At 31.4% G+C, this 22,374-nt stretch carries 23 protein-coding genes and 1 other RNA gene; 13 read left to right on the top strand and 11 right to left on the bottom strand.

Translation table 11 applies throughout. The annotated features are described in order from the left end of the window. Positions 1–11 precede the first annotated feature (11 nt). From efp to AQ1689_RS12215, 5 genes are read right to left on the bottom strand one after another with little or no spacing between them, the layout of a single operon-like run. Positions 12–578 (bottom strand): elongation factor P, encoded by a 567-nt coding sequence (gene efp / locus AQ1689_RS12235; protein WP_101915557.1) that lies wholly within the window; start codon positions 576–578, stop codon positions 12–14. A 52-nt stretch (positions 579–630) separates the two neighbouring features. After that, on the bottom strand, positions 631–1,416 hold the full coding sequence (lpxA, locus tag AQ1689_RS12230) for an acyl-ACP--UDP-N-acetylglucosamine O-acyltransferase (protein WP_101915556.1): 786 nt from the start codon (positions 1,414–1,416) through the stop codon (positions 631–633). A gap of 4 nt (positions 1,417–1,420) precedes the next feature. Next, complete coding sequence (locus tag AQ1689_RS12225) at positions 1,421–2,812, bottom strand: bifunctional UDP-3-O-[3-hydroxymyristoyl] N-acetylglucosamine deacetylase/3-hydroxyacyl-ACP dehydratase (protein WP_101915555.1); 1,392 nt, start codon at positions 2,810–2,812, stop codon at positions 1,421–1,423. Further along, positions 2,805–3,845, bottom strand: a complete 1,041-nt coding sequence (lpxD, locus tag AQ1689_RS12220; protein ID WP_101915554.1) for a UDP-3-O-(3-hydroxymyristoyl)glucosamine N-acyltransferase — start codon at positions 3,843–3,845, stop codon at positions 2,805–2,807. The genes AQ1689_RS12225 and lpxD overlap by 8 nt, the downstream gene beginning before the upstream one ends. 56 nt (positions 3,846–3,901) lie before the next feature. Further along, on the bottom strand, positions 3,902–5,140 hold the full coding sequence (locus AQ1689_RS12215) for an HD domain-containing protein (RefSeq protein ID WP_101915553.1): 1,239 nt from the start codon (positions 5,138–5,140) through the stop codon (positions 3,902–3,904). Between the two features lie 159 nt (positions 5,141–5,299). Between AQ1689_RS12215 and porX the strand changes: the two genes are divergently transcribed. The 5 genes from porX (at position 5,300) to AQ1689_RS12190 (ending at position 9,323) form a co-directional block, all read left to right on the top strand. Then, positions 5,300–6,856, top strand: coding sequence for a T9SS response regulator signal transducer PorX (porX, locus tag AQ1689_RS12210; RefSeq protein ID WP_101956256.1), 1,557 nt, complete (start codon positions 5,300–5,302; stop codon positions 6,854–6,856). A gap of 229 nt (positions 6,857–7,085) precedes the next feature. Further along, positions 7,086–7,505, top strand: coding sequence for a tRNA (adenosine(37)-N6)-threonylcarbamoyltransferase complex ATPase subunit type 1 TsaE (gene tsaE, locus AQ1689_RS12205; RefSeq protein WP_101956255.1), 420 nt, complete (start codon positions 7,086–7,088; stop codon positions 7,503–7,505). Then, a complete protein-coding gene (locus AQ1689_RS12200; protein WP_101956254.1) occupies positions 7,505–8,701 on the top strand; it encodes an alanine dehydrogenase in 1,197 nt (398 codons plus the stop codon). The genes tsaE and AQ1689_RS12200 overlap by 1 nt, the downstream gene beginning before the upstream one ends. 38 nt (positions 8,702–8,739) lie before the next feature. Continuing rightward, the gene (locus AQ1689_RS12195; RefSeq protein ID WP_101956253.1) at positions 8,740–9,120 is read left to right on the top strand and encodes a DUF4258 domain-containing protein; all 381 of its coding nucleotides are present in this window, start codon (positions 8,740–8,742) and stop codon (positions 9,118–9,120) included. Between the two features lie 32 nt (positions 9,121–9,152). Then, complete coding sequence (locus AQ1689_RS12190) at positions 9,153–9,323, top strand: hypothetical protein (RefSeq protein ID WP_180947591.1); 171 nt, start codon at positions 9,153–9,155, stop codon at positions 9,321–9,323. A gap of 231 nt (positions 9,324–9,554) precedes the next feature. On the opposite strand, the gene AQ1689_RS12185 is transcribed toward AQ1689_RS12190, so the two are convergent. Next, on the bottom strand, positions 9,555–11,753 hold the full coding sequence (locus AQ1689_RS12185) for an ATP-dependent DNA helicase RecQ (protein ID WP_101956252.1): 2,199 nt from the start codon (positions 11,751–11,753) through the stop codon (positions 9,555–9,557). Positions 11,754–11,897: 144 nt separating this feature from the next. Here AQ1689_RS12185 and AQ1689_RS12180 point away from each other — a divergent pair, with 144 nt between their 5' ends. Genes AQ1689_RS12180 through lptB form a run of 4 tightly spaced genes read left to right on the top strand, consistent with a single transcriptional unit; the run spans position 11,898 to position 14,782 of the window. Further along, complete coding sequence (locus AQ1689_RS12180; RefSeq protein WP_101956251.1) at positions 11,898–12,869, top strand: KpsF/GutQ family sugar-phosphate isomerase; 972 nt, start codon at positions 11,898–11,900, stop codon at positions 12,867–12,869. A gap of 1 nt (position 12,870) precedes the next feature. Next, the gene (gene tatC / locus AQ1689_RS12175; RefSeq protein ID WP_101915546.1) at positions 12,871–13,692 is read left to right on the top strand and encodes a twin-arginine translocase subunit TatC; all 822 of its coding nucleotides are present in this window, start codon (positions 12,871–12,873) and stop codon (positions 13,690–13,692) included. Continuing rightward, positions 13,667–14,011 (top strand): carboxymuconolactone decarboxylase family protein, encoded by a 345-nt coding sequence (locus AQ1689_RS12170; RefSeq protein ID WP_058884832.1) that lies wholly within the window; start codon positions 13,667–13,669, stop codon positions 14,009–14,011. Before tatC ends, AQ1689_RS12170 begins: the two co-directional genes overlap by 26 nt. Before the next feature lie 36 nt (positions 14,012–14,047). Next, positions 14,048–14,782, top strand: a complete 735-nt coding sequence (lptB, locus tag AQ1689_RS12165; RefSeq protein ID WP_101915545.1) for an LPS export ABC transporter ATP-binding protein — start codon at positions 14,048–14,050, stop codon at positions 14,780–14,782. Positions 14,783–15,070: 288 nt separating this feature from the next. On the opposite strand, the gene AQ1689_RS12160 is transcribed toward lptB, so the two are convergent. After that, complete coding sequence (locus tag AQ1689_RS12160; RefSeq protein ID WP_172504894.1) at positions 15,071–15,811, bottom strand: CDP-alcohol phosphatidyltransferase family protein; 741 nt, start codon at positions 15,809–15,811, stop codon at positions 15,071–15,073. 149 nt (positions 15,812–15,960) lie between these two features. Between AQ1689_RS12160 and AQ1689_RS12155 the strand changes: the two genes are divergently transcribed. After that, the gene (locus AQ1689_RS12155; protein ID WP_180947590.1) at positions 15,961–17,004 is read left to right on the top strand and encodes a YheT family hydrolase; all 1,044 of its coding nucleotides are present in this window, start codon (positions 15,961–15,963) and stop codon (positions 17,002–17,004) included. 250 nt (positions 17,005–17,254) lie between these two features. Beyond that, positions 17,255–18,484, top strand: coding sequence for a lipoprotein N-acyltransferase Lnb domain-containing protein (locus AQ1689_RS12150; RefSeq protein ID WP_232122556.1), 1,230 nt, complete (start codon positions 17,255–17,257; stop codon positions 18,482–18,484). Here the strand turns inward: AQ1689_RS12150 and aroQ are convergent. The 3 genes from aroQ to AQ1689_RS12135 all read right to left on the bottom strand — a co-directional run bounded on the left by aroQ (position 18,461) and on the right by AQ1689_RS12135 (position 20,190). Then, a complete protein-coding gene (aroQ, locus tag AQ1689_RS12145) occupies positions 18,461–18,877 on the bottom strand; it encodes a type II 3-dehydroquinate dehydratase (RefSeq protein ID WP_101915542.1) in 417 nt (138 codons plus the stop codon). The two genes, AQ1689_RS12150 and aroQ, sit on opposite strands and share 24 nt — an antisense overlap. Before the next feature lie 103 nt (positions 18,878–18,980). Beyond that, entirely contained in the window at positions 18,981–19,562 is a 582-nt protein-coding gene (locus AQ1689_RS12140; RefSeq protein ID WP_101915541.1) for an outer membrane beta-barrel protein, read from the bottom strand. A 154-nt stretch (positions 19,563–19,716) separates the two neighbouring features. Beyond that, positions 19,717–20,190 (bottom strand): outer membrane beta-barrel protein, encoded by a 474-nt coding sequence (locus AQ1689_RS12135; RefSeq protein WP_101956248.1) that lies wholly within the window; start codon positions 20,188–20,190, stop codon positions 19,717–19,719. Positions 20,191–20,285: 95 nt separating this feature from the next. On the opposite strand from AQ1689_RS12135, the gene AQ1689_RS12130 reads away from it, so the two are divergent. Next, the gene (locus AQ1689_RS12130) at positions 20,286–21,203 is read left to right on the top strand and encodes a site-specific tyrosine recombinase (protein WP_101956247.1); all 918 of its coding nucleotides are present in this window, start codon (positions 20,286–20,288) and stop codon (positions 21,201–21,203) included. Between the two features lie 341 nt (positions 21,204–21,544). On the opposite strand, the gene ffs is transcribed toward AQ1689_RS12130, so the two are convergent. After that, positions 21,545–21,643: signal recognition particle sRNA small type (ffs, locus tag AQ1689_RS12125), an RNA gene on the bottom strand. Between the two features lie 164 nt (positions 21,644–21,807). Here ffs and AQ1689_RS12120 point away from each other — a divergent pair. Then, positions 21,808–22,329, top strand: a complete 522-nt coding sequence (locus tag AQ1689_RS12120; protein WP_101956246.1) for a DUF4199 domain-containing protein — start codon at positions 21,808–21,810, stop codon at positions 22,327–22,329. Positions 22,330–22,374: the final 45 nt, after the last annotated feature.

Genomic DNA, 22,374 nt, shown 5'->3' with positions numbered 1-22,374 from the left:
TGGGAATAAATTTATGCTTTAACACGTTCTTGATACGTTCCTTTGGTAGTTTCTACCTTAATTTTATCGCCTTCGTTGATAAATAATGGCACATTTACAATTGCTCCTGATTCAACCGTTGCTGGTTTTGTTGCGTTTGTAGCGGTATTTCCTTTTATACCTGGCTCGGTGTGAGTAACTTCTAAAATTACACTTGCTGGCATATCTACTGATAATGGCATGTCATCTTCAGCATTAATAATAATAGTTACAACCTCTCCTTCCTTCATTAATTCAGGTGAATCTAAAGCACTTTTTTCTAAAGTAATTTGATTGTAATCATCTTGGTTCATAAAGTGAAACGTTTCACCTTCTTTATATAAATATTGAAATTTATGTGTTTCAACTCTAACGTCGTCAATTTTTCTTCCTGAAGGAAACGTATTATCAACAACTTTACCGTTGGTTACACTTTTTAATTTTGTTCTTACAAACGCTGGTCCTTTTCCTGGTTTTACATGTAAAAATTCAACAACTTTATAAATGTCGTTGTTGTATCTCATACATAATCCGTTCTTAATATCTGATGTTGTAGCCATTGTGTAATGTATTAATATAAACTACTAATTAGTTGCAGTTTAATTTTTATAATTAATTTGATTTAAAATATCCTTTCATAATTCCACGGTGCGAATTTTTTATAAATTGAATAATTTCATCGCGTTCTGAAGTTGCCTCCATTTCAGCTTCTATAATATCAATCGCTTGTGAATTATTAAAGTTTTTCTGGAATAAGATTCTAAATATATCTTGAATTTCTCTAATTTTTTCGATAGAATATCCTCGTCTGCGTAAACCGACAGAATTTATTCCTACATAAGATAACGGCTCACGAGCTGCTTTTACATACGGCGGTACATCTTTACGAACTAAAGAACCTCCTGTTACAAATGCGTGATTTCCTATTGATGCAAATTGATGTACAGCAACCATACCTGCTAACACCACGTTACTTCCTACGGTTACATGCCCTGCTAAGGTAGTATTGTTTGAAAAAATACAATTTTCGCCAACAAAACAATCGTGTGCAATATGACAATATGCCATTATTAAACAATTGTCTCCAATTACGGTTTTCATTCTATCTGACGTTCCTCTATTGATAGTAACACACTCTCTAATGGTTACGTTATCACCAATTACAACAGTTGTTTCCTCGTCATCAAACTTTAAATCTTGAGGAATTGCAGATATTACAGCACCTGGGAAAATTCTACAGTTTTTACCTATACGAGCTCCTTCCATGATAGTAACGTTAGAACCAATCCAAGTTCCTGAGCCGATTTCGACATTAGAATGTATGGTGGTAAAAGGCTCTATTACTACATTTCTAGCAATTTTTGCTTGCGGATGTACGTATGCTAGTGGTTGATTCATAAAGTTATTGTTTTTTTGCTATTTGTGCCATTAATTCAGCTTCTACAACGACTTTGTTATTTGCGTATCCAAAAGCTTTCATATGACAAATACCTCTCCTTATAGGAGTTATTAATTCACATTTAAATGTTAAAGTATCTCCTGGAAGTACTTTTTGTTTAAATTTAACTTTATCCATTTTCATGAAATAGGTTAAATAATTTTCAGGGTCTGGTACGGTATTTAATACTAAAACACCACCACATTGCGCCATTGCTTCTACTTGTAAAACTCCTGGCATTACAGGTGCTCCTGGAAAATGACCTGTAAAAAAAGGTTCATTCATCGTTACATTTTTCATCCCTACAACGTGCGTATCTGATAACTCTAAAATACGGTCTATCAATAAAAACGGTGGTCTGTGAGGTAAAATGTCCATTATTTGATGAATATCCATTAATGGAGGGCTATTCAAATCATATTGAGGCACATTATTACGTTTCTCTAATTTGATAATTTTTGCTAACTTTTTAGCAAACATCGTATTTACCAAATGCCCTGGTTTATTAGCTATAATTCTACCTTTTATACGCGTACCAACTAACGCTAAATCACCAATTACATCTAGTAATTTATGACGCGCTGCTTCGTTTTCCCAATGTAATTCTAAGTTATTTAAAACGCCATTAGGTTGAATTTTAATCTCTTCTTTATTAAATGCTTTCTTTAATTTTTCGGTAGTATTTGCTGATAATTCTTTATCAACATATACAATGGCGTTGTTTAAATCGCCTCCTTTAATTAAATTATTATCTAATAACATTTCAATTTCATGTAAAAAACTAAACGTTCTTGCTTGTGAAATTTCTTTTTTAAAGTCAGAAATTGTATTTAATGTCGCATTTTGAGTTCCTAAAACTTTAGTATCAAAATCGACCATTGTAGTTACTTGATACTCATCGGCAGGCATTAAAATAATTTCACTACCTGTTTCTTCGTCTTTATAGGTGATAATTTCTTTAACCACATATTCCTCAATATCGGCATCTTGCGCCACAATAATAGCGTCCTCTAAAGCTTTTACAAAATATTTTGAAGAACCATCCATAATTGGAAGTTCAGAGGCATTCAATTCGATAATTAAATTATCTATTTCCAAACCAACCACAGCAGCTAAAACATGCTCTGGGGTTTGAATTTTTACGCCTTTGCATTCTAAATTCGTTCCTCTTTGTGTGTCGGTTACAAATTCTGCTTTTGCCTGAATTGTTGGAGCGCCTTCTAAATCTACCCTTGTAAAAGAGAATCCATGATTTACCGGAGCTGGTTTTAAAACCATTGTTACTTCATTTCCTGTATGCAGTCCTACACCAGTTAATGTAATTTCGTTCTGTATTGTTTTTTGTTGCTTACTCATTTTTTATTTTTTGAGCATTTAACTCTTTTTCTATTTTATCTATTTTTGATGCTAGCTTTGGTAAATTTTTAAAGTAAACATACGATTTATTATAGGCGTTATAACCAAAAGCTGGCGTTCCTTGTACTATATCTTTATCTTTTAAACTTTTACCAATTCCTGATTTTGCTTGTATGCGTACATTATTACCAATACTAATATGTCCTACAATACCTACTTGACCACCAATCATACAATTTTCACCAATTTTTGCAGAACCTGCAATACCTGTTTGAGAAGCTATTACGGTATTTTTACCAATTTCTACATTATGAGCAACCTGTATTTGATTGTCTAGCTTTACGCCTTTATGTATAATTGTCGATCCTAAAGTAGCTCTATCAATTGTTGAATTAGCGCCGATATCAACATAATCTTCTATAATAACATTTCCTATTTGAGGAACTGCTTTATATTCGCCACTTTCAGTAGGTGCAAACCCGAAACCGTCAGAACCAATAACACAGCCTGAATGAATTTTACAATTCTTACCAATTTGGGTTTCTGAATAAATTTTTACACCAGCAAAAATAGTGGTGTTATCGCCAATTTTAACATTGTCACCAATATATGAATTCGGATAAATTTTTACATTTTCACCCAATACAACATGCTCGCCAATATACGCAAATGCGCCAATATATTCTTGTTTGCCTACCAATGCCGAATCGGCTATAAAGTGTGGGTTTTCACGCCCTTGTTTATTGTTTTTTACTTCGTTGTAAAATTCTAATAATTGAGAAAATGACGCATAGGCATCCGTTACTTTTATTAACGTTGCTTGCACCTGTTTTTCTGGTTCAAAAGACTTATTTACAATTACTACAGATGCTTTTGTAGTATATATATAAGCGTTATATTTAGAATTAGACAAAAAACTTAATGACCCTGTTGTACCTTCTTCTATCTTAGATAATTTAGAAACTTCTGCGTTGGCATTACCAACAATTTCTCCTTCTAAAATGTCTGCTATTTGTTTTGCTGTAAATTTCATTGGCTGCAAAAGTAATTATTTTTGTTTAATTACCTCTTATTAGACGTGTTTAACAATTAAACTAATTGTGTTTTTTTAGGATAACATATATAATGTTTAACAACAGGCTTGGTTAACGCTTTCAAATTTAATTGATCAGACGCTTTAGCGATGTCTTTCAATTTTCCTTTTTTTGTGTAAATTTTAATTGGATTTTTGGTAATATATGCCTGATGTTTAATTTTATCAGACAATACAAAATAATTTAAGTCAGCCGTTTTTATATTGCTATTCTCTAAAACTTTTTTATAAACTTTAGTAATATACTCTTGCCCAAACGGTTCTTTCTGAATTTCTATTTTTAATAAATTTCTACGAATAATCATTTTTGATAAACAAGAAAGCACAAAATCGTTGTGATGTACCCATTCTTTTATTGCCCACATTACATCATAATCATCTAATTCTGCAAATATTTCTAAAGTATCTTTTGTAAAATTAGCTTGTGTAATTGGATTGTATAAAAAATGCTTCAAGGCTTTTCCGGCAGGTAATTCAATACCTTTACTTGCTAATTCTTTGGCGCGTTTTAACACATTTACCAACGTATTTTCGGCAACCAAACAGGTTTTATGCAAATAGACCTGCCAATACATTAAACGACGTGCAATAATAAATTGTTCTACCGAATAAATTCCTTTTTCTTCAATTACTAATTGATCTTTTACCACATTCATCATAGCTATTAACCTGTCAGACGAAATATTTCCTTCGGTAACTCCTGTATAAAAACTATCTCTTTTTAAATAATCTAACCGATCAATATCTAATTGACTCGATATTAATTGATATAAAAATTTTCGAGGATATTTTCCTTCAAAAATTTGAATAGCCAAACTCAGCTTGCCTCCAAATTCATCATTTAAAGCTTTCATAAATTTCAGTGAAATTTCTTCATGAGAAACACCACTAACAATACTATGTTCTAAAGCATGTGAAAAAGCTCCATGACCAATATCATGCAATAAAATAGCTACATATAAGGCATTTGCTTCATCATCAGAAATAGCAATCTCTTTATTTCTTAGAACATGCACTGCTTTTTGCATTAAGTGCATGCAACCAATTGCATGATGAAAACGGGTATGATTTGCCCCAGGATACACCATATTTGACAATCCCATTTGAGAAACCCTTCTTAAACGCTGAAAATAAGGATGCTCAATAATATCAAATATTAAGGTATTAGGAATGGTTATAAATCCATAAATAGGATCGTTTATAATTTTTAATTTATTCGGTTTTCTATTTTTCAAAATCTATAAATACTTCAATTTCTAACAAAATAATCATATTTTATCAACAAAACCAAATAAACAAAGGCTTTATTAACTTATTTTTAGCCATTACAAACACAACAAATCCGTTTTTAAACGTTATTTTTAACTATTCTTTAAAAGTAAATTCAAAATTATATGAAAAACATAGAGATCCTTTGGGTTGATGATGAAATCGATTTATTAAAGCCACATATTTTATTTTTAGAAAAGAAAAACTATTTGGTAACTACAGCAACCAACGGTGCTGACGCTATTGATTTGGTAAGTGAACATAATTTTGATATCGTTTTTTTAGATGAAAATATGCCTGGAATAACTGGCTTAGAAACCTTGGCTTTAATCAAACAAAAAAATGCCAATCTCCCGGTGGTAATGATTACCAAAAGCGAAGAAGAAACCATAATGGAAGAAGCTATCGGCTCTAAAATTGCCGATTATTTGATAAAACCCGTTAATCCGAACCAAATATTATTAAGTTTAAAAAAGAATTTAGATCATTCTCGATTAATTTCAGAAAAAACGACGGCTAATTACCAACAAGAATTCAGAAAAATTTCTATGGATTTAGCCATGGTAAATTCACATCAAGAATGGGTTGATTTATATAAAAAACTAGTGCACTGGGAATTAGAATTAGAACATATTAACGATGCCGGAATGCTTTCTATTTTAGAATCTCAAAAAGCAGAAGCAAATTCTCAGTTCTTTAAGTTTATCAAAAAAAATTACCAGCAATGGCTTACTAGTTACGACAAACCTACTTTTTCACATACCTTATTTAAAGATTTTGTTGTACCTGAACTTCCTACAAAAGAAGGTGAAAAAGGAGTTTTATTAGTTGTTTTAGACAACCTTCGCTACGACCAATACCGTGTTTTAGAACCTTTTATAAATACCTATTATAAAAAAGAAGAAGAACATTCGTATTACAGTATTTTACCTACCGCTACGCAGTATGCTCGTAACGCCATTTTTTCGGGATTAATGCCTTTAGAAATGGAAAAAAAACATCCTGATTTATGGAAAAATGATACCGATCAAGGCGGAAAAAACTTATATGAACCTGATTTTTTAGAAGCACAAATAAAAAGATTAAACTTACATATTAAGCACGAGTATTATAAAATTGTATCGCTTAAAAGCGGAAAAGAATTAGCAGACAATTACAATGGCACCAAACAAAATGATTTAACGGTTATTGTATATAATTTTGTTGATATGTTGTCGCATGCTAAAACAGAAATGGAAGTGATTAAAGAACTTGCCGGTGATGACAAAGCCTACCGATCATTAACTGTTAGCTGGTTTAAAAATTCGCCATTGTATGAAATTATCAAAAAAGCTAAAAAATTAGGGCAAAAATTAATTATAACCACCGATCATGGTACAATTAATGCCAAAAACCCAACAAAAGTTGTTGGTGATAAAAATATTAGTGCCAATTTACGCTATAAAACAGGTAGAAGTTTAAGTTATCAGGAAAAAGATGTGTTTGCGGTTCAAAATCCGAAGGATATATTTTTGCCAAGCGTAGCGATAAATAGCCCGTTTATTTTTGCCAAAGAAGATTTGTTTTTTGCCTATCCGAACAACTACAATCACTTTGTGAAGTACTTTAAAAACACCTATCAACACGGAGGAATATCGTTAGAAGAAGTAATTATACCTTGTGCTATTTATAGCCCTAAATAATGCTACAACTAGCCATTAAAATAAATTTAATAAAACGAAATAATTTTAATTTGTAGAAATTTAGTAAAGATGCCTAGCCCCGATTGAAGCAATTGTTTGAGCTCCTTTTTATTTTTCTTTAAAAAATAAAAAGAGCGAGTGCGGAAAGCGGGAAATAGCTTCAAATTATTTTTATACAAATTTTAAAACTTACTAACATAGTATTTAACTCTTCATTATTTTTGCAACTATGAACAAAAATTACTCTTTAAACGAACTAGCTCAAATAGCGGAAGAAATTATTAAAAATGCACCACATAAAGTGTTGCTTTTTCATGGTGATATGGGCGTTGGTAAAACGACTTTAATAAAAGAAATCTGTAAAAAATTAGGCGTTGATGATGTTGCTCATTCGCCCACTTTTTCATTAGTAAACGAATATGAAACAATAGATAAGCAGGCTGTTTATCATTTCGATTTTTATCGTATTGAACAAGAAGAAGAAGCATACGACATGGGAATTGAAGAATATTTATACAGTAATGATTGGTGTTTAATTGAATGGCCAGAAAATGTTAAAAATTTACTACCTTTAGATGCTGTTGCCATTAACATTACTCTTTTAGAAAATGGACAACGAAATATTCAATTAAAAACGAACAAACTATAATGAGCCTTATATCCCCTTTTACCAAAGAGCAGTTAATGCCACAACCCGAAATGCTTGAAATAAAAAAGCAAAAAGGGGAATTATTTATCGGCTTGCCCAAAGAAACTCATTTTGAAGAAAAACGGATTTGCTTAACCCCTGATGCTGTTGAAGCTTTAGTGGCAAATGGGCATCGAGTTGTTGTTGAAACAGGCGCTGGTGATGGAGCTAATTATAGTGATACGGAGTATTCTGAAGCGGGTGCTAAAATAGCCTACAATATTAAAGAAGCTTTTGCTTGTACGATTGTTTTAAAAGTAGCACCGCCTTCGTTGGATGAAATTCAAATGTTACATCCACAAGCTATTTTAATTTCTACATTACAATTAAAAACACGCACTAAAAAATATTTTGAAGCGCTTTCAAAAAAACGAATTACCGCCATCGCTTTTGATTATATGAAAGATGAGCAAGGATTGCACCCTATTTTAAAATCGTTAAGTGAAATTGCAGGAATTGCTTCCATTCATATTGCGGCAGAATTAATGACAACATCTAACGGCGGAAACGGGCTTTTATTAGGAAACATAAGCGGTGTTCCTCCTACAAATGTTGTTATTTTAGGAGCGGGTACTGTTGGTGAATTTGCCACAAGATCGGCAATTGGTTTAGGTGCTCGAATAAAAGTTTTTGATAATTCTATCAGTAAACTTAGGCATTTACAACACAGTGTGCAATCGCCTATTTATACCTCAACGATTCAGCCTAAAAGTTTACAAAAAGCTTTAATGCGTTGCGATGTAGTGATTGCAGCTCTTAGAGGAAAAGACCGATCGCCTATTATTGCGACAGAAAGTATGGTTGAAAAAATGAAAGACGGTGCCGTTATTGTCGATGTAAGTATTGATCGTGGCGGATGTTTTGAAACCTCAAAAATAACCACCCATAGCAAGCCAACTTTTACAAAACATGGAGTAATTCATTACTGTGTACCTAATATTCCTTCAAGATATGCCCGAACAGCCTCGGTTTCTATTAGTAATATTTTTATGCCATACTTATTAAGTATTGCTGAAGAGGGAGGTTTTGAAAATGCCACTCGCTACAATAAAAGCTTGCGAAATAGCATGTATTTTTACCATGGAATTGCCACTAACAAAACCGTATCAGATTGGTTTGATTTGCCTTATAGAGATATTAATTTATTAATTTTATAAGCTGATTTTACGTACTTTTGCCATCATAAAAATTTACTATGAACTTATTAAAACGTTTTGGATATTACGCAATCGGATTAGGCTTCGGATCTTTAGTCGTATTTTTTATATGGAAAAGTAAAGAGGTTTCTTTTGATTACGGAATGGACGCTCGTACTTTAAAAACAATTCGCGTTAGAGAACGCTTATTTTCAGCACAAGCAAAACAAGTTTTAGCCACTACAAATATTGACAGCGCTACCATTGCGAACATTTTTAAAAATGGCGATGTTAATTTTGGTAAAAGCAAATCTAGATTAAAACCCTGCCCTGAATATTTTATCACAGGAAAAGACAGCTTAAAGAATATTGATTTGTATGTAATTAGATGTAAATCAACAACGACTATTGATAAAATAACTATACATAAAAAAGAATAATAATTTTATTGTTATCTGAAAAATAATTAATGATGACTAACAAACGAATAAGCAAAATAAGTGAAAGAATTGCTGCTTCGTTAATATTAATCAGTGTTATATTTGATCTTCAAGATTGGAATTATGGTAAACTATTTTTACTAGTTGGGCTTATTTTAGGAGGAAGCGCGGTATTTTATCAAAATTTCATAATGAAAGAATAATATAGAAACGCTGTCATTTCGAGTGATTTTTTTCCTTCAAAAAATGGTATCGAGAACTTTTTTATGATAAAAAAAGAGACACAGCAAATTAGGATGCGATTTCTGTGATATTTTTTTAAATAGAATTTAAACAGGCTTTTAGTGATACTAAAGCACAAAAAAGAACCTAATATTTAAATATTAGGTTCTTTTTTTATTTTTAAATCAATTCAATCTCTTAAAATTGAATTTTTAATTTGCAATTTCACTGGTAAATTTAATACGCATTAATCGCAATTCATCTTCATCATAATCACCATCAAATTCATCTAAAGCATCTTGAATTTTATCCGATTCCGATTCCATGAAATAATCGTGTATTTCTTCCTGCTGATCCTCGTCTAATAAATCTTCAACAGCATAATCAATATTTAATTTTGTTCCAGAAAAAACAATCGCTTCCATTTCTTTAATCAGCTCGTTCATAGCCAATCCTTTTGATTTTGAAATATCTTCTAAAGGTAATTTTCTATCGGTATTTTGAATGATAAATAATTTTAACCCTGAATTTACACCCGTACTTTTAACGATTAAATCATCAGGACGCATAATTTCATTTTCAGCGACATAACTTGTAATCAGCTTTACAAAATCTTTACCAAATTTTCTAGATTTTCCTTCTCCAACCCCATGAACTTTAGATAATTCTTCTAAATTTATAGGGTATTTCAATGCCATATCTTCTAAGGAAGGATCTTGAAAAACAGCATAAGGAGGAACACCTAAACGCTTTCCAACGCTTTTTCGTAACTCTTTTAGCATTTTTACCAATTTAGCATCTACAGCTCCTGTTGCTGGTTTTGTTGTTGATATGATAATTCCGGCATCATCGGTAGCGTACACGTGATTTTCGGTCATCATAAATGAACTAGGATTTTCTATAAACTGCCTTCCTTTTTCTGTCAACTTTAAAACACCGTACTGTTCAATTTCTTTCTTAATTAAATCAACCACTAATATTTGACGAATTAACGCCATCCAATAATGATTTATTTTATCTTTTCCAATTCCGAAAAAAGGTTGCGCGGTGGTTTTATGCGAATTTAACAAGGCATTTTCAGTACCAATAATCGTATTAACCACTTCTTTTGGCTTATACATTTCGTTGGTATCTCTAATTACCGACAACAATGTTTTTACCTCTTCTTGTGCTTCATGTCGTTTCTTTGGAGTTCTCATGTTATCATCTAACATAGCTCCTTCGCCATTTACTTCGTCAAATTCTTCTCCAAAATAATGAAGAATATATTTACGTCTGTTCATTGAAGTTTCAGCATATCCTACAACTTCTTGTAAAAGCGCATGCCCAACTTCCTGTTCGGCAACAGGCTTGTTAGCCATGAATTTCTCTAATTTTTCAATATCTTTATAAGAGTAAAAAGTTAAGCAATATCCTTCGCCACCATCACGCCCTGCTCTACCAGTTTCTTGATAATAACTCTCTAAACTTTTAGGAATATCATGGTGAATTACATAGCGTACATCGGGCTTATCTATTCCCATACCAAAGGCTATTGTAGCTACGATAACATCACAATCTTCCATCAAAAACATATCTTGATGTCTTGCTCTTTTCTTAGCGTCTAGCCCCGCATGATACGGAAGTGCATTGATACCGTTTACTTGTAAAACTTGGGCAATTTCTTCTACTTTTTTACGACTCAAACAGTATATAATACCTGTTTTCCCCATTCGTTGCTTTATAAAACGAATAATATCTTTTTCAATATCTTTTGTTTTTGGGCATACTTCGTAAAACAAATTTGGTCTGTTAAAAGATGCTTTAAATACATTGGCATCACTCATCCCTAATGTTTTCAAAATATCTTCCTGTACTTTTTCGGTAGCAGTTGCTGTTAAACCAATAATTGGCACATTATCAATTTGTTTAATAATGTTACGCAAATTTCTGTATTCTGGTCTAAAATCATGCCCCCACTCAGAAATACAATGCGCTTCATCAATAGCAACAAAAGAAATATTTTGCCCTCTTAAAAAAGTAGCATACTCTTCTTTTACTAATGATTCAGGCGCTACATATAATAACTTGGTAATTCCTGCTTCAATATCTGATTTTACCTGCGTAATTTCTGCTTTATTTAAAGATGAATTTAATACATGTGCAATTCCGTGCTCTTCCGAAATACCTCTAATAGCATCTACCTGATTTTTCATCAAAGCTATTAATGGCGATACAACAATCGCTGTACCTTCCTTCATCAATGCAGGCAACTGGTAACAAAGAGATTTCCCTCCACCAGTTGGCATTATTACAAATGTGTTTTCGTTGTTTAAAATACTTTTTACAACAACCTCTTGTAAACCTTTAAATTGGTCAAAACCAAATATTTTCTTTAATGATCCGTATAACTCCGTCTCCTCTATATTCATCCTCTAATATCAAAAAATTAAAAACTTAAACCAATTTACAAAAAAAAAATATACCAACTCCTGTAAATTTTATTTTTATTAAAAAGTTTTCTTCTTAAATATTCCTATTTTTACATTTTAAAAACTACTTAAAACTTTTTTAACTTGAAAGACGCAAATGCAATTCTCTCAACAGCAAAAGAAACCATACTTTTAGAAAGTAATGCTATTGCTAATTTAGCAAAATTATTAGATAGTTCGTTTGTTGATGCTGTAAATTTTATATTCAATTCAAAAGGTCGTGTTGTTATTACCGGAATCGGTAAAAGCGCTAACATTGCTAGCAAAATGGTGGCTACTTTTAACTCTACAGGCACGCCATCACTTTTTATGCACGCTGCTGATGCCATTCATGGCGATTTGGGAAGTATTCAAAAAGATGATGTGGTTATCTGTTTATCAAAAAGTGGAAACACCCCTGAAATTAAAGTATTAGTTCCTTTAATTAAAAAAGCAAACAATAAATTAATTGCAATTAGCGGAAACCCTGAATCATTTTTAGCGACCAATGCTGATTTTTCACTAAATTCTTTCGTTACCAAAGAAGCCTGCCCTAATAATTTAGCTCCTACATCAAGTACTACGGCGCAGTTAGTTTTAGGCGATGCTTTAGCAGTTTGTTTATTAAAACTTCGAGGGTTTACAAGTAGTGATTTCGCTAAATACCATCCAGGAGGTGCTTTAGGAAAGCGTTTATATTTACGTGTTGATGATTTAATCAAAAACAATCAATTACCTAAGGTAGCAAGCACCGATTCGGTAGCCAATGTAATTGTTGAAATTTCAGAAAAAAGGCTTGGCGTAACCGCGGTTGTTAATGCCAACAATAATGTAACAGGTATTATTACCGATGGTGATATTCGTAGAATGCTTAGCAAAACAACTAAAATTGATGCGCTAACAGCCAACGATATTATGAGTAAAAATCCTAAGACTATAAATGTAAATGCCATGGCTGTTGAAGCTTTAGAAGCTTTAGAAAACAATAGCATTACGCAAATTTTGGTAACCGATAACAATAGCAATTATGTTGGTGTTGTTCATTTACATGATTTAATTAAAGAAGGTATATTTTAACATGGCAACAACAGAAATGTCTTTTTTAGACCATCTTGAAGAATTAAGATGGCATTTAGTTAGAAGTTTTGCTGCAATATTTATTATAGCAATTCTTATTTTCGCAAATATAAATTTTGTTTTTAATGAAGTTTTATTAGCGCATTTAAAACCTGATTTTGCAACCTATCATTTTTTTTGCAAAGTATTTACAGCGATTGGTATTGATAGTAGTTTTTGCAATATTAGTTTTAAACAAACCTTGCAGGCATTAAACCCAACACAGCAATTAATGACGGGTATTTGGTCGTCTTTAATTTTAGGTTTCGTAGTTGCATTTCCGTATATTTTATGGGAATTTTGGCGTTTTGTAGCCCCTGGATTACACAGTTCTGAAAGAAAAAAATCAAGAGGATTTATCTTTATTGCTTCCTCATTATTTTTCTTAGGAATACTTTTTAGTTACTATGTTATTTTACCAATGTCTGTTTATTTCTTTTACAATTTTGAAATATCAAGTGCCATTGAAAATAATTTTAAACTAGAAGCATACATTAGCTTAATAACCAACACATTAATTGGTGTTGCTGTATTTTTTGAACTGCCTGTTATTATTTATTTCTTAACAAAAATAGGACTAATAACACCTGAATTTTTACGAAAATACCGCAAACACGCATTGGTCGTAGTTTTGGTTTTATCGGCAATAATAACACCACCAGATATTGCGAGTCAAATAATTGTTTCCGTACCAATTATGATACTTTATGAAGTAAGTATTTATGTATCGCAATTTATTTTAAAAAAACAACAAAAGAATGTCTCAAAAAGTCCAAGAGTTTAACGACTATCGAACTAAAATGAATGATAAAATTTTAGCGGGCGATAATAAAATAATCAAACGAATTTTTAATTTAGATACCAACGCCTTTAAAGAGGGTCATTTACCTGAAAAAACAAAAGAATTACTTGGTTTGGTAGCCTCTGCTGTTTTGCGTTGCGATGACTGCATTGCCTATCATTTAGAAACCGCTCATAAAAAAGGCGTAACAAAAGAAGAAATGATGGAAACCATGAGTATTGCTACCTTAGTTGGAGGAACTATATTGATACCGCATTTACGTAGAGCCGTTGAATTTTGGGATGATTTAGAAGAAAAATAAGTACTTTTTATCACAAATTAAGAGCAATTATTACCCATGAAATTAAGAGCAGATAACATACAAAAACTTTACGGTAGCCGAAAGGTGGTAAAAGGAATTTCTTTAGAAGTAAAACAAGGAGAAATCATTGGTTTATTAGGACCTAACGGAGCGGGGAAAACAACCTCTTTTTATATGATTGTTGGTATGGTAAAACCTAATTTTGGGCGTGTTTTTTTAGACGACCAAGACATTACCAAAGACCCAATGTATAAGCGTGCTCAAAAAGGAATTGGCTATTTGGCACAAGAAGATTCTGTTTTTAGAAAATTATCGATTGAAGATAATATCATGGCAGTTTTAGAATTTACCGACCGATCTAAATCAGAAAGAAAAGCCCGTTTAGAAGAATTAATTAATGAATTTAGTTTGGGGCATGTTCGTAAAAACCGTGGCGATTTACTTTCAGGAGGAGAACGCCGTAGAACAGAAATTGCACGTTGCCTTGCTTCCGACCCTAAATTTATTTTATTAGATGAGCCTTTTGCAGGAGTAGATCCTATTGCGGTGGAAGATATTCAAGGAATTGTAGCCAAGTTAAAGACCAAAAACATCGGTATTTTAATTACCGATCATGATGTACAGGCAACCTTAGCGATTACCGACAGAACTTATTTAATGTATAACGGAGGGATTTTAAAAGAAGGAACCCCCGAAGAATTAGCCGAAGATGAAACCGTGCGTCGTGTCTATTTAGGGAAAGATTTTATCTTAAAAAAGAAGAAGTTTTAAAGAATATTTGAAATTTAACTAAAGTTTTTTTACACCTAAACGTCATGCTGAATTTATTTCAGCATCGCATAAAGCGAAGAACTACGGCAAATCAGGATGTGAAACTGAAATAAATTCCGTTTGATGGATTCGATTTCCAACGATAAAACGTTTTTAAATGAAATTTAAATAAACTCTTAAAGAATATAGAAACTATCAACTTAAATTTATTTAAGTCTGACTTTAAATATCAGAATAAAAAAAAGGAGTAATTAAGCTCCTTTTTTTTTGTTTTAAAACAATATTATTTTACGCTTTTTTCAAGTTATTAACTACTGAAAAAGCAACATATAGTAATATTATTAAAGGAATTGCTACAAATTTTAAGACCACTAATAATAACACACACACTGCTAAGAAAACATATTTAAACGCATTTTCTTTAAATCCGAAGCTTTTAAATTTTAAGGCAAACAACGGAATTTCGGCATTCATCAAAAAAGTTAAAACTGCGGTAACTGCGAATAAAAAATATTGATTCATAATTATTTCGATAAAAAACTCCTGCTTTCCAAACTCGGCAATTAAAGGCAATGAAATTACAAATAACGCCATTGCAGGTGTTGGAAGCCCAATAAATGAATCTGATTGACGGGTATCAATATTAAAATTAGCCAATCTGTAACATGCACCCAAGGTTAATAACAAGCCAATATACGGCAAACTACTCCCCGTTGCGCCGTAAGTATCAATACCAAAATACCCTGCAGCATCAACATTTAAAGCGTTTACTAAAAGTTGTAACATTACCATTCCTGGTACAACGCCACTAGTTACCATGTCGGCTAAACTGTCTAATTGTTTGCCTAATTCGCCCTGAACGCCTAACATTCTTGCTACAAAACCATCAAAAAAATCAAAAACGATTCCTAGAACAACCAAAAATGCTACTCCCACAAAATCACCTTTTATGGCAAAAATAGTTGCTATTGTTCCGCATAATAAATTCCCTAAAGTTAATAAATTTGGGATGTGTTTTTTTATATTCATTTTAAATGATTTTTATTTTTCAATATTTATAGCGAAAATAACAAATCATTGTATCAATCTTACATTTTGATTCAACTTTACTTATTTTTTATCATATTTACACCAAATTGCTATAAACCCAAAATATGCCCATTCTTCCCTCCCATTTTATGAATAATTTTACAGATACTATTATTGATGATTTTAATGATGATTTTAAACCTTCTTTTTTATTTAAAAACGCACATTTTAACACCATATATCGTCCGTTATTTGCTAAGGATACTATAAAATATCAACGAAAAAGAATTACCACTTGGGACGCCGATTTTATTGATTTAGATTTTTCTATAAATTCAGAAAACTCACAAAAACATAAGACTTCGAAAACGCTAGTTTTATTGATTCACGGATTGGAAGGAAGTTCGCAATCTAATTATATAATTACGACTTCAAACTACTTAAATAAAGCAGGTTTTGATACGGTTTCTATGAATTTACGCAGTTGTAGCGCAGAAAATAATTTACTTTTAGAAACCTATCACAGCGGAAAAACTGATGACGTTCATTTTATAGCCCAACATCTTGCGACAAATTATACTTATGAAAATATTATTATTGTTGGTTTTAGTTTGGGCGGAAATTTAACCTTAAAATATTTAGGCGAATATGATACTATTTCATCAAAAATAAAAGGAGGAATTGCTATTTCTACCCCAATTGATTTAACAGGTTCACAAGCAGAATTATCTAAATTTAAAAACAGGCTCTATTTAAAGGAGTTTTTACGAAGCTTAAAACCCAAAATACTTGCAAAATCTAATCAATTTCCCGATTTTAAATTAGATAAAAAAAAGGTGCAAAACGCGACCAAACTTTGGCAGTTAGAAGCCCAATATACCGCACCAATATTTGGTTTTAAAAGCCCACAAGATTATTGGACAAAAGCAAGTTCAAAACCCTATATCAAAAAAATTACATTGCCAACATTGCTTATCAACTCACTTGACGACCCTTTTTTATCCGAAGAATGTTATCCTTTTGATGAAGCCAAAAATATGGCTAATTTTTATTTATTAACGCCAAAATACGGCGGACACGTAGGATTTATTTCAACTTTTAACACTTCAAAAAATGGCAAAAACATCAAAAATAAGTGGCTTGAACAAACTATTCTGAATTTTATTCAACAAAAAATAGGTGTTTCTTTTTAGAGCTTGTTTAAATTTATTTCAGAATCGCATAAAGTGAAGAGTCACCGTAAATCAGGATGTGAAACTGAACTAAATTCAGTTTGACGGATTTTATTTCTTATTCTTCTATTATATTTTTTTCAGATGAAAGCTGAATTCAAGTCACAAGCGCAACTTTTTGGTTAAATAATAATACCTCCATAAAAACTACTTTTTTTTAATCTTAATTAAGATATTTGTAAAACATACAATTTACTTTATTTGCTTATTTATGATGATAAAAAAAATTACACTTAGTAGCTTTCTTCTTTTCTTTTTTGTTGGAATTACTTCTTTTTTCGGGCAAACCAAACAAATTGATCAAATTAATAAAATAGCCCTAAAAAAAACCTTCGAATTATCAAATAACGCACAAATAAGCATCATTACTTCAGGTCCTGGCGAGGTTTTGTATGAAAAATTTGGGCACTCTGCAATTCGTGTAAAAGACCCTGTTTTAAACTTCGATTTAATTTACAATTACGGAATTTTTGATTTCGAAAACCCTACTTTTTATGCCGATTTCACCAAGGGTTTTATGAAATATAAATTAGCGAAATATCCTTTTTATTTGGCTTTAAAAAATGCACAATATTATAAACGCTGGGTGAAAGAGCAGGTTTTAAATTTATCGCAAGCACAAAAAAATGAGTTTTTCACGATTTTAGAAATCAATATTTTACCTGAAAATGCCGGCTATTTATACGACCCGTATTTTGATAACTGCGCCACAAAACCTCGTGATATTATTAAAAAAGTTGTCGGCAAAAATCTAATTTTTAAAGATGATTTTGTTACCCAAAAAATGTCTTTACGTGAATTAATGAACAACGAAATTCATCAAAATACTTGGGGAAGTTTAGGAATTAACATCGCTTTAGGAAGCCGATTAGATAAAATTGCAACGCCTAGCGAGTATTTATATTTACCCGATTATGTTTTTGAAGCCTTAAAAATTTCTAAGGTTTTAAAAGATGGAAAAAAAGAAAATATCATCTCAAAAACCAATATTTTATTAGATTTTAACGAAAAACAGCCAAAAAGCGATAATTTCAGCCCATTTTTAATTATTTTAATACTTTCTTTACTTGGTTTATATATCACCTATAAAGATTATAAAAATGCCAAAAGAAGCAAATCGCTCGATTTTATATTGTTTTTTACCACAGGAATCACCGGTGTTTTAATTGTCTATTTATGGTTTTTCACCAATCATTCAACCGCGCCAAATAACTTTAACTTTTTATGGGCTTTTGCGCCGAATTTAATTGTCGCTTTTTTACTAAAACAAAAAAAATCACCAAAATGGCTTTCAAAATATATGCTATTTTTACTGGTATTTTTAGTGATTTCAATGATTATTTGGATAACAAAAACGCAGTTGTTTTCAATTACCTTAATACCTTTATTTATTTTATTAGCCGTTCGTTATTGGTTTTTACAAAAAACTTTGAATCGCTAAATTATAACTTTGCAAGCCAAAGCCTAAAATTACACCTTTTGCATTTGCCGATAAATAACTTTTATGACGAAACGCTTCACGAGCGTGTACGTTTGAAATATGAACCTCAACAACAGGTGTTTCAATTGTTTTTACAGCATCGGCAATAGCGATTGAAGTATGCGTGTAAGCAGCGGCGTTTAACACAATTCCGTCATATTCGAAACCTATTTCATGTAATTTATTGATAAGTTCACCTTCAATATTTGATTGAAAATAACTTAATTCAATAGTTTTATAGGTTTGTTCTAACTCTTTAAAAAAATCTTCAAAAGAACTCGCCCCATAAATTTCTGGCTCTCGTTTTCCTAATAAATTTAAGTTCGGTCCGTTTATAATTATTATTTTTTTCATCAGAATATATTTTGCTATTTTACTTGGTAAAAATACTCTTTTAACTTTTAAGCATAAAAAAAGGGAAGCTAAATTGCTTCCCTTTTTTACGCTTAAAATTTTATTATAACTTATACGTTAATCCAAAATTCACATTAGATAAATTTAAGTTTAAACCAAATGAATTAACTGATTTAGCACCCGTAATATCTACCTTTGAACTGCTATAAGATAGAGCTCCAACTGAAGCTTTTAACGCTATCGACTTAGATACGAAATAGTTAATCCCAGGAGAAACATCAAGACTAAAAGTATTTCTATCAGGCCCTTCAATACCTGCCGTTTCTGTTTTATAAGTAGTGTATCCTAAGCCTGCCCCAACAACAAAAGAAAAATCATTTTTAGGAGTAAAGAAATAATCTGCTCCTGCCTTAACTCCAAAAGCAGTTGATTCAGCAGCTCCATTTTCAGAACCACTAATCGCTAAACCTAACTCTAAAGCTATATTTTCAGAAACAAAATAACCAACCGATGGAGAAAAAGTATAAATACTTACGTCTCCAGCTCCTGACATTTTACTATAACCTACACTACCCGAAACATAAATATCTTCTTGTGCAAAACCTCCTTTAACTTCATTTTTATTTTGTGCATTTGCTGTAAAACCTGCAGCAACAATTGCAATTGTTAATAGTACTTTTTTCATGTTTTTTTTTAAAAAAAAATTATCTAACAAACATATTATTATTTTTAGACATAAAAAAACTTAACGAACTAAAAATGAAGTATATCCGATTTAAGCATAAAAAAAGTGCTGTTATAAATAACAGCACTTTTATATAATTTAAAATTTTAATTCCTTATAAAGAAAAAGAATATGTTGCTCCAATTCCAAAAGAAGAAAGTGTTGTTTGATCAAGAACAACTGCTGCATAATCAACATGAGCTGTAATTGCGTTTGTTACTTTATAACCAACCATTGGTCTGTAGTAAAAACCACTTTCAGTATTTTCAGATGGTCTAACTCCTATTCCATATCCCATATCTAATCCTAAATAAAACTTTTCAGATACCGTAAAACGACCTGCTGCTGCTATTGGTAAAAAAGCGGCATCTGCGCCATCCCCTAAGAAATGTATGTGAGAAATAGCTCCACCTACTTTTAATTCTTCTGAAACTTTAAATAAATAGTTTACCTCAATAGCTCCTGTTACATCAGCTCTTGAATCTCCTGAAGGAATACCAATAGTACCACCAACATTTAATTCTGATTCTTGTGCGTTTGCTGTAAATCCTGCAGCAACAATAGCAATCATTAATAATACTTTTTTCATAATTTTAATTTTTTATTGATAAATTTGTCAAACAAATTTACTTTTTATTATCTTATTAAAACGTTTTTTTTTAAAAATAACCAATCTTATATACAATGAATTGGAAACAAGCTATTTCAGATTATACAAACTTCTTAAAAATAGAAAAAGGACTTGCAAAAAACTCCATAGAAAGCTATTCAAGAGACATTAAAAAACTGATTTTATTTATTGATACGCTAAACACGCCAATTTCTCCGATTAATATTACTTCGGAAATAATTGAGCAATTTATGTACGATATTAGTCAAAAATTAAACCCACGAAGCAAAGCACGGTTAATTTCAGGCTTGCGCAGTTTTTTTGATTATTTAGTTTTTGAAGATTATCGAAAAGACAATCCTACGGATTTAATTGAAAGCCCAAATACCATTCGAAAATTACCAGATACCCTCGAAAAAGAAGAAATTGACAATTTAATTAACGCCATTGATTTGAGTCATCCCCAGGGCGAACGCAACAAAACTATTATTGAAACCATTTTTAGTTGTGGTTTGCGAGTTAGTGAATTAATTAATTTGCAACTTTCCGATTTATTTTTTAACGAAGGTTATATTCGGGTATTAGGAAAAGGAAATAAATACCGATTTGTACCCATTCACAGTACAACTATTGACCGTTTAAATTTTTATATAAATGATATTCGCCCTGCGATAACTCCGAAGGAAAAAGAAGAAGATATTATTTTTTTAAACAGACGCGGAAGCCGATTAAGCCGTCAAATGATCTTTATTATTTTGAAAGAATTAGCCATTAAAACAAATCTTAAAAAAAGTATTGGTCCGCATACCTTGCGTCATTCTTTTGCAACTTATTTATTAAAAAATGGAGCAGATTTACGTGTTATTCAGCAATTATTAGGGCACGAAAGTATTACAACCACCGAAATTTACGTGCATTTAGATACGAGCTATTTAAAAGAGGTTGTTAATTTACATCACCCAAGAAGCGCGATTAATATTAATGACCAATAAAAATTTAAAACTGTCAGTTCGAGTGATTTTTTTCCTTCAAAAAAATTGTATCGAGAACTTTTACGTATAAAAAAATTAAAATTTAAATAAAAACCAAATTTTCGTCATTCTGAATTTATTTCAGAATCGCATAAAGTGAAGAAATTCGGCAAATCAGGATGTGAAACTGAAATAAATTCAGTTTGACGGATTCGATTTTTTAGCTATAAAACGTTTTTTAGATAAAATTTAAAAGGCCCTGTAAAATGAAAAAAAAACTTAAATAAGTTTTAGATGAATAATTTAGATGAAATAAGAAAAGGGTAATTAAAGAAAAGTAAAACGAAAATAGAAGACAAAAAAAATGGCAAGCTACCTACATCACACTGCTACAACCTAATACCCTTGCTGCGTTCCCGCCCTGGGGGATTCAAAGGGAGCTAGTTGTGTAGGACTTGCCGGGGCAAATTTACATCCTTTTTTTAAATTGACAATGAAAAAAATAGCTTTTTTTTTGTAACATTTTTAACCACCTGACTACTAACACATTGTTTAGAAACTTTTTTATACTAATTTAGAATCGAAAACAAAATAATATATTTGTATAACTAACCAAATTCAAACAATGGAAAATCAAGTAAACAGTAAAAGTATTATTTTAAATTATGGACTATATTTAGGGCTTCTAGGTATTTTTATTCACTTGATATTTTATGCAGCAGGTAGCCTAATCGCATCAAGCTCTATTATTGGTATTGTGGGTATTGTAGCCATGATTTCATTCATTATTTTAGGGATAAAAAAATTCAAAACAACTAACAGTGGTTTTTTAAGTTTTGGAGAAGCATTAAAAGTAGGTGTAGGAATTGCAGTAGTTAGCGCAGTTATTAGCGCTGTATATACGTTGATTTTTACGAATCTTATACAACCTGATTTTCAAGAACAAGTTATGGAAATTCAAAAACAAGCTTGGTTTGACGCTGGTTTAAATGATCAAGAGGTTGAAAAATCGGCAGCAATAGCAAAACAATTTAGTGGTCCAGGAATTACAATTCCTGTTTCAATAGTTATATCTGCTTTCTTCGGATTTATATTTTCTGCAATTGGCGGAGCTATTATGAAACACACTCTAGAAGATCAATATTAATAATCATTAAAAAAGGTAGGTTATAAAATTTTCGAAATACTCCAA

The sequence above is a fragment of the Tenacibaculum finnmarkense genome, assembly GCF_900239185.1.
GTDB lineage: Bacteria > Bacteroidota > Bacteroidia > Flavobacteriales > Flavobacteriaceae > Polaribacter > Polaribacter finnmarkensis.
Note: the sequence above shows the minus strand (reverse complement) of the source record. Positions and strands in the feature narration are given on the sequence as shown.

Coding starts and splice junctions, on each gene's coding strand:
- efp (WP_101915557.1), bottom strand. CDS start 578: ATGGCTACAACATCAGATATTAAGAACGGATTATGTATGAGATACAAC.
- lpxA (WP_101915556.1), bottom strand. CDS start 1,416: ATGAATCAACCACTAGCATACGTACATCCGCAAGCAAAAATTGCTAGA.
- AQ1689_RS12225 (WP_101915555.1), bottom strand. CDS start 2,812: ATGAGTAAGCAACAAAAAACAATACAGAACGAAATTACATTAACTGGT.
- lpxD (WP_101915554.1), bottom strand. CDS start 3,845: ATGAAATTTACAGCAAAACAAATAGCAGACATTTTAGAAGGAGAAATT.
- porX (WP_101956256.1), top strand. CDS start 5,300: ATGAAAAACATAGAGATCCTTTGGGTTGATGATGAAATCGATTTATTA.
- tsaE (WP_101956255.1), top strand. CDS start 7,086: ATGAACAAAAATTACTCTTTAAACGAACTAGCTCAAATAGCGGAAGAA.
- AQ1689_RS12200 (WP_101956254.1), top strand. CDS start 7,505: ATGAGCCTTATATCCCCTTTTACCAAAGAGCAGTTAATGCCACAACCC.
- AQ1689_RS12195 (WP_101956253.1), top strand. CDS start 8,740: ATGAACTTATTAAAACGTTTTGGATATTACGCAATCGGATTAGGCTTC.
- AQ1689_RS12190 (WP_180947591.1), top strand. CDS start 9,153: ATGACTAACAAACGAATAAGCAAAATAAGTGAAAGAATTGCTGCTTCG.
- AQ1689_RS12185 (WP_101956252.1), bottom strand. CDS start 11,753: ATGAATATAGAGGAGACGGAGTTATACGGATCATTAAAGAAAATATTT.
- tatC (WP_101915546.1), top strand. CDS start 12,871: ATGGCAACAACAGAAATGTCTTTTTTAGACCATCTTGAAGAATTAAGA.
- AQ1689_RS12170 (WP_058884832.1), top strand. CDS start 13,667: ATGTCTCAAAAAGTCCAAGAGTTTAACGACTATCGAACTAAAATGAAT.
- lptB (WP_101915545.1), top strand. CDS start 14,048: ATGAAATTAAGAGCAGATAACATACAAAAACTTTACGGTAGCCGAAAG.
- AQ1689_RS12160 (WP_172504894.1), bottom strand. CDS start 15,811: ATGAATATAAAAAAACACATCCCAAATTTATTAACTTTAGGGAATTTA.
- AQ1689_RS12155 (WP_180947590.1), top strand. CDS start 15,961: ATGAATAATTTTACAGATACTATTATTGATGATTTTAATGATGATTTT.
- AQ1689_RS12150 (WP_232122556.1), top strand. CDS start 17,255: ATGATGATAAAAAAAATTACACTTAGTAGCTTTCTTCTTTTCTTTTTT.
- aroQ (WP_101915542.1), bottom strand. CDS start 18,877: ATGAAAAAAATAATAATTATAAACGGACCGAACTTAAATTTATTAGGA.
- AQ1689_RS12140 (WP_101915541.1), bottom strand. CDS start 19,562: ATGAAAAAAGTACTATTAACAATTGCAATTGTTGCTGCAGGTTTTACA.
- AQ1689_RS12135 (WP_101956248.1), bottom strand. CDS start 20,190: ATGAAAAAAGTATTATTAATGATTGCTATTGTTGCTGCAGGATTTACA.
- AQ1689_RS12130 (WP_101956247.1), top strand. CDS start 20,286: ATGAATTGGAAACAAGCTATTTCAGATTATACAAACTTCTTAAAAATA.
- AQ1689_RS12120 (WP_101956246.1), top strand. CDS start 21,808: ATGGAAAATCAAGTAAACAGTAAAAGTATTATTTTAAATTATGGACTA.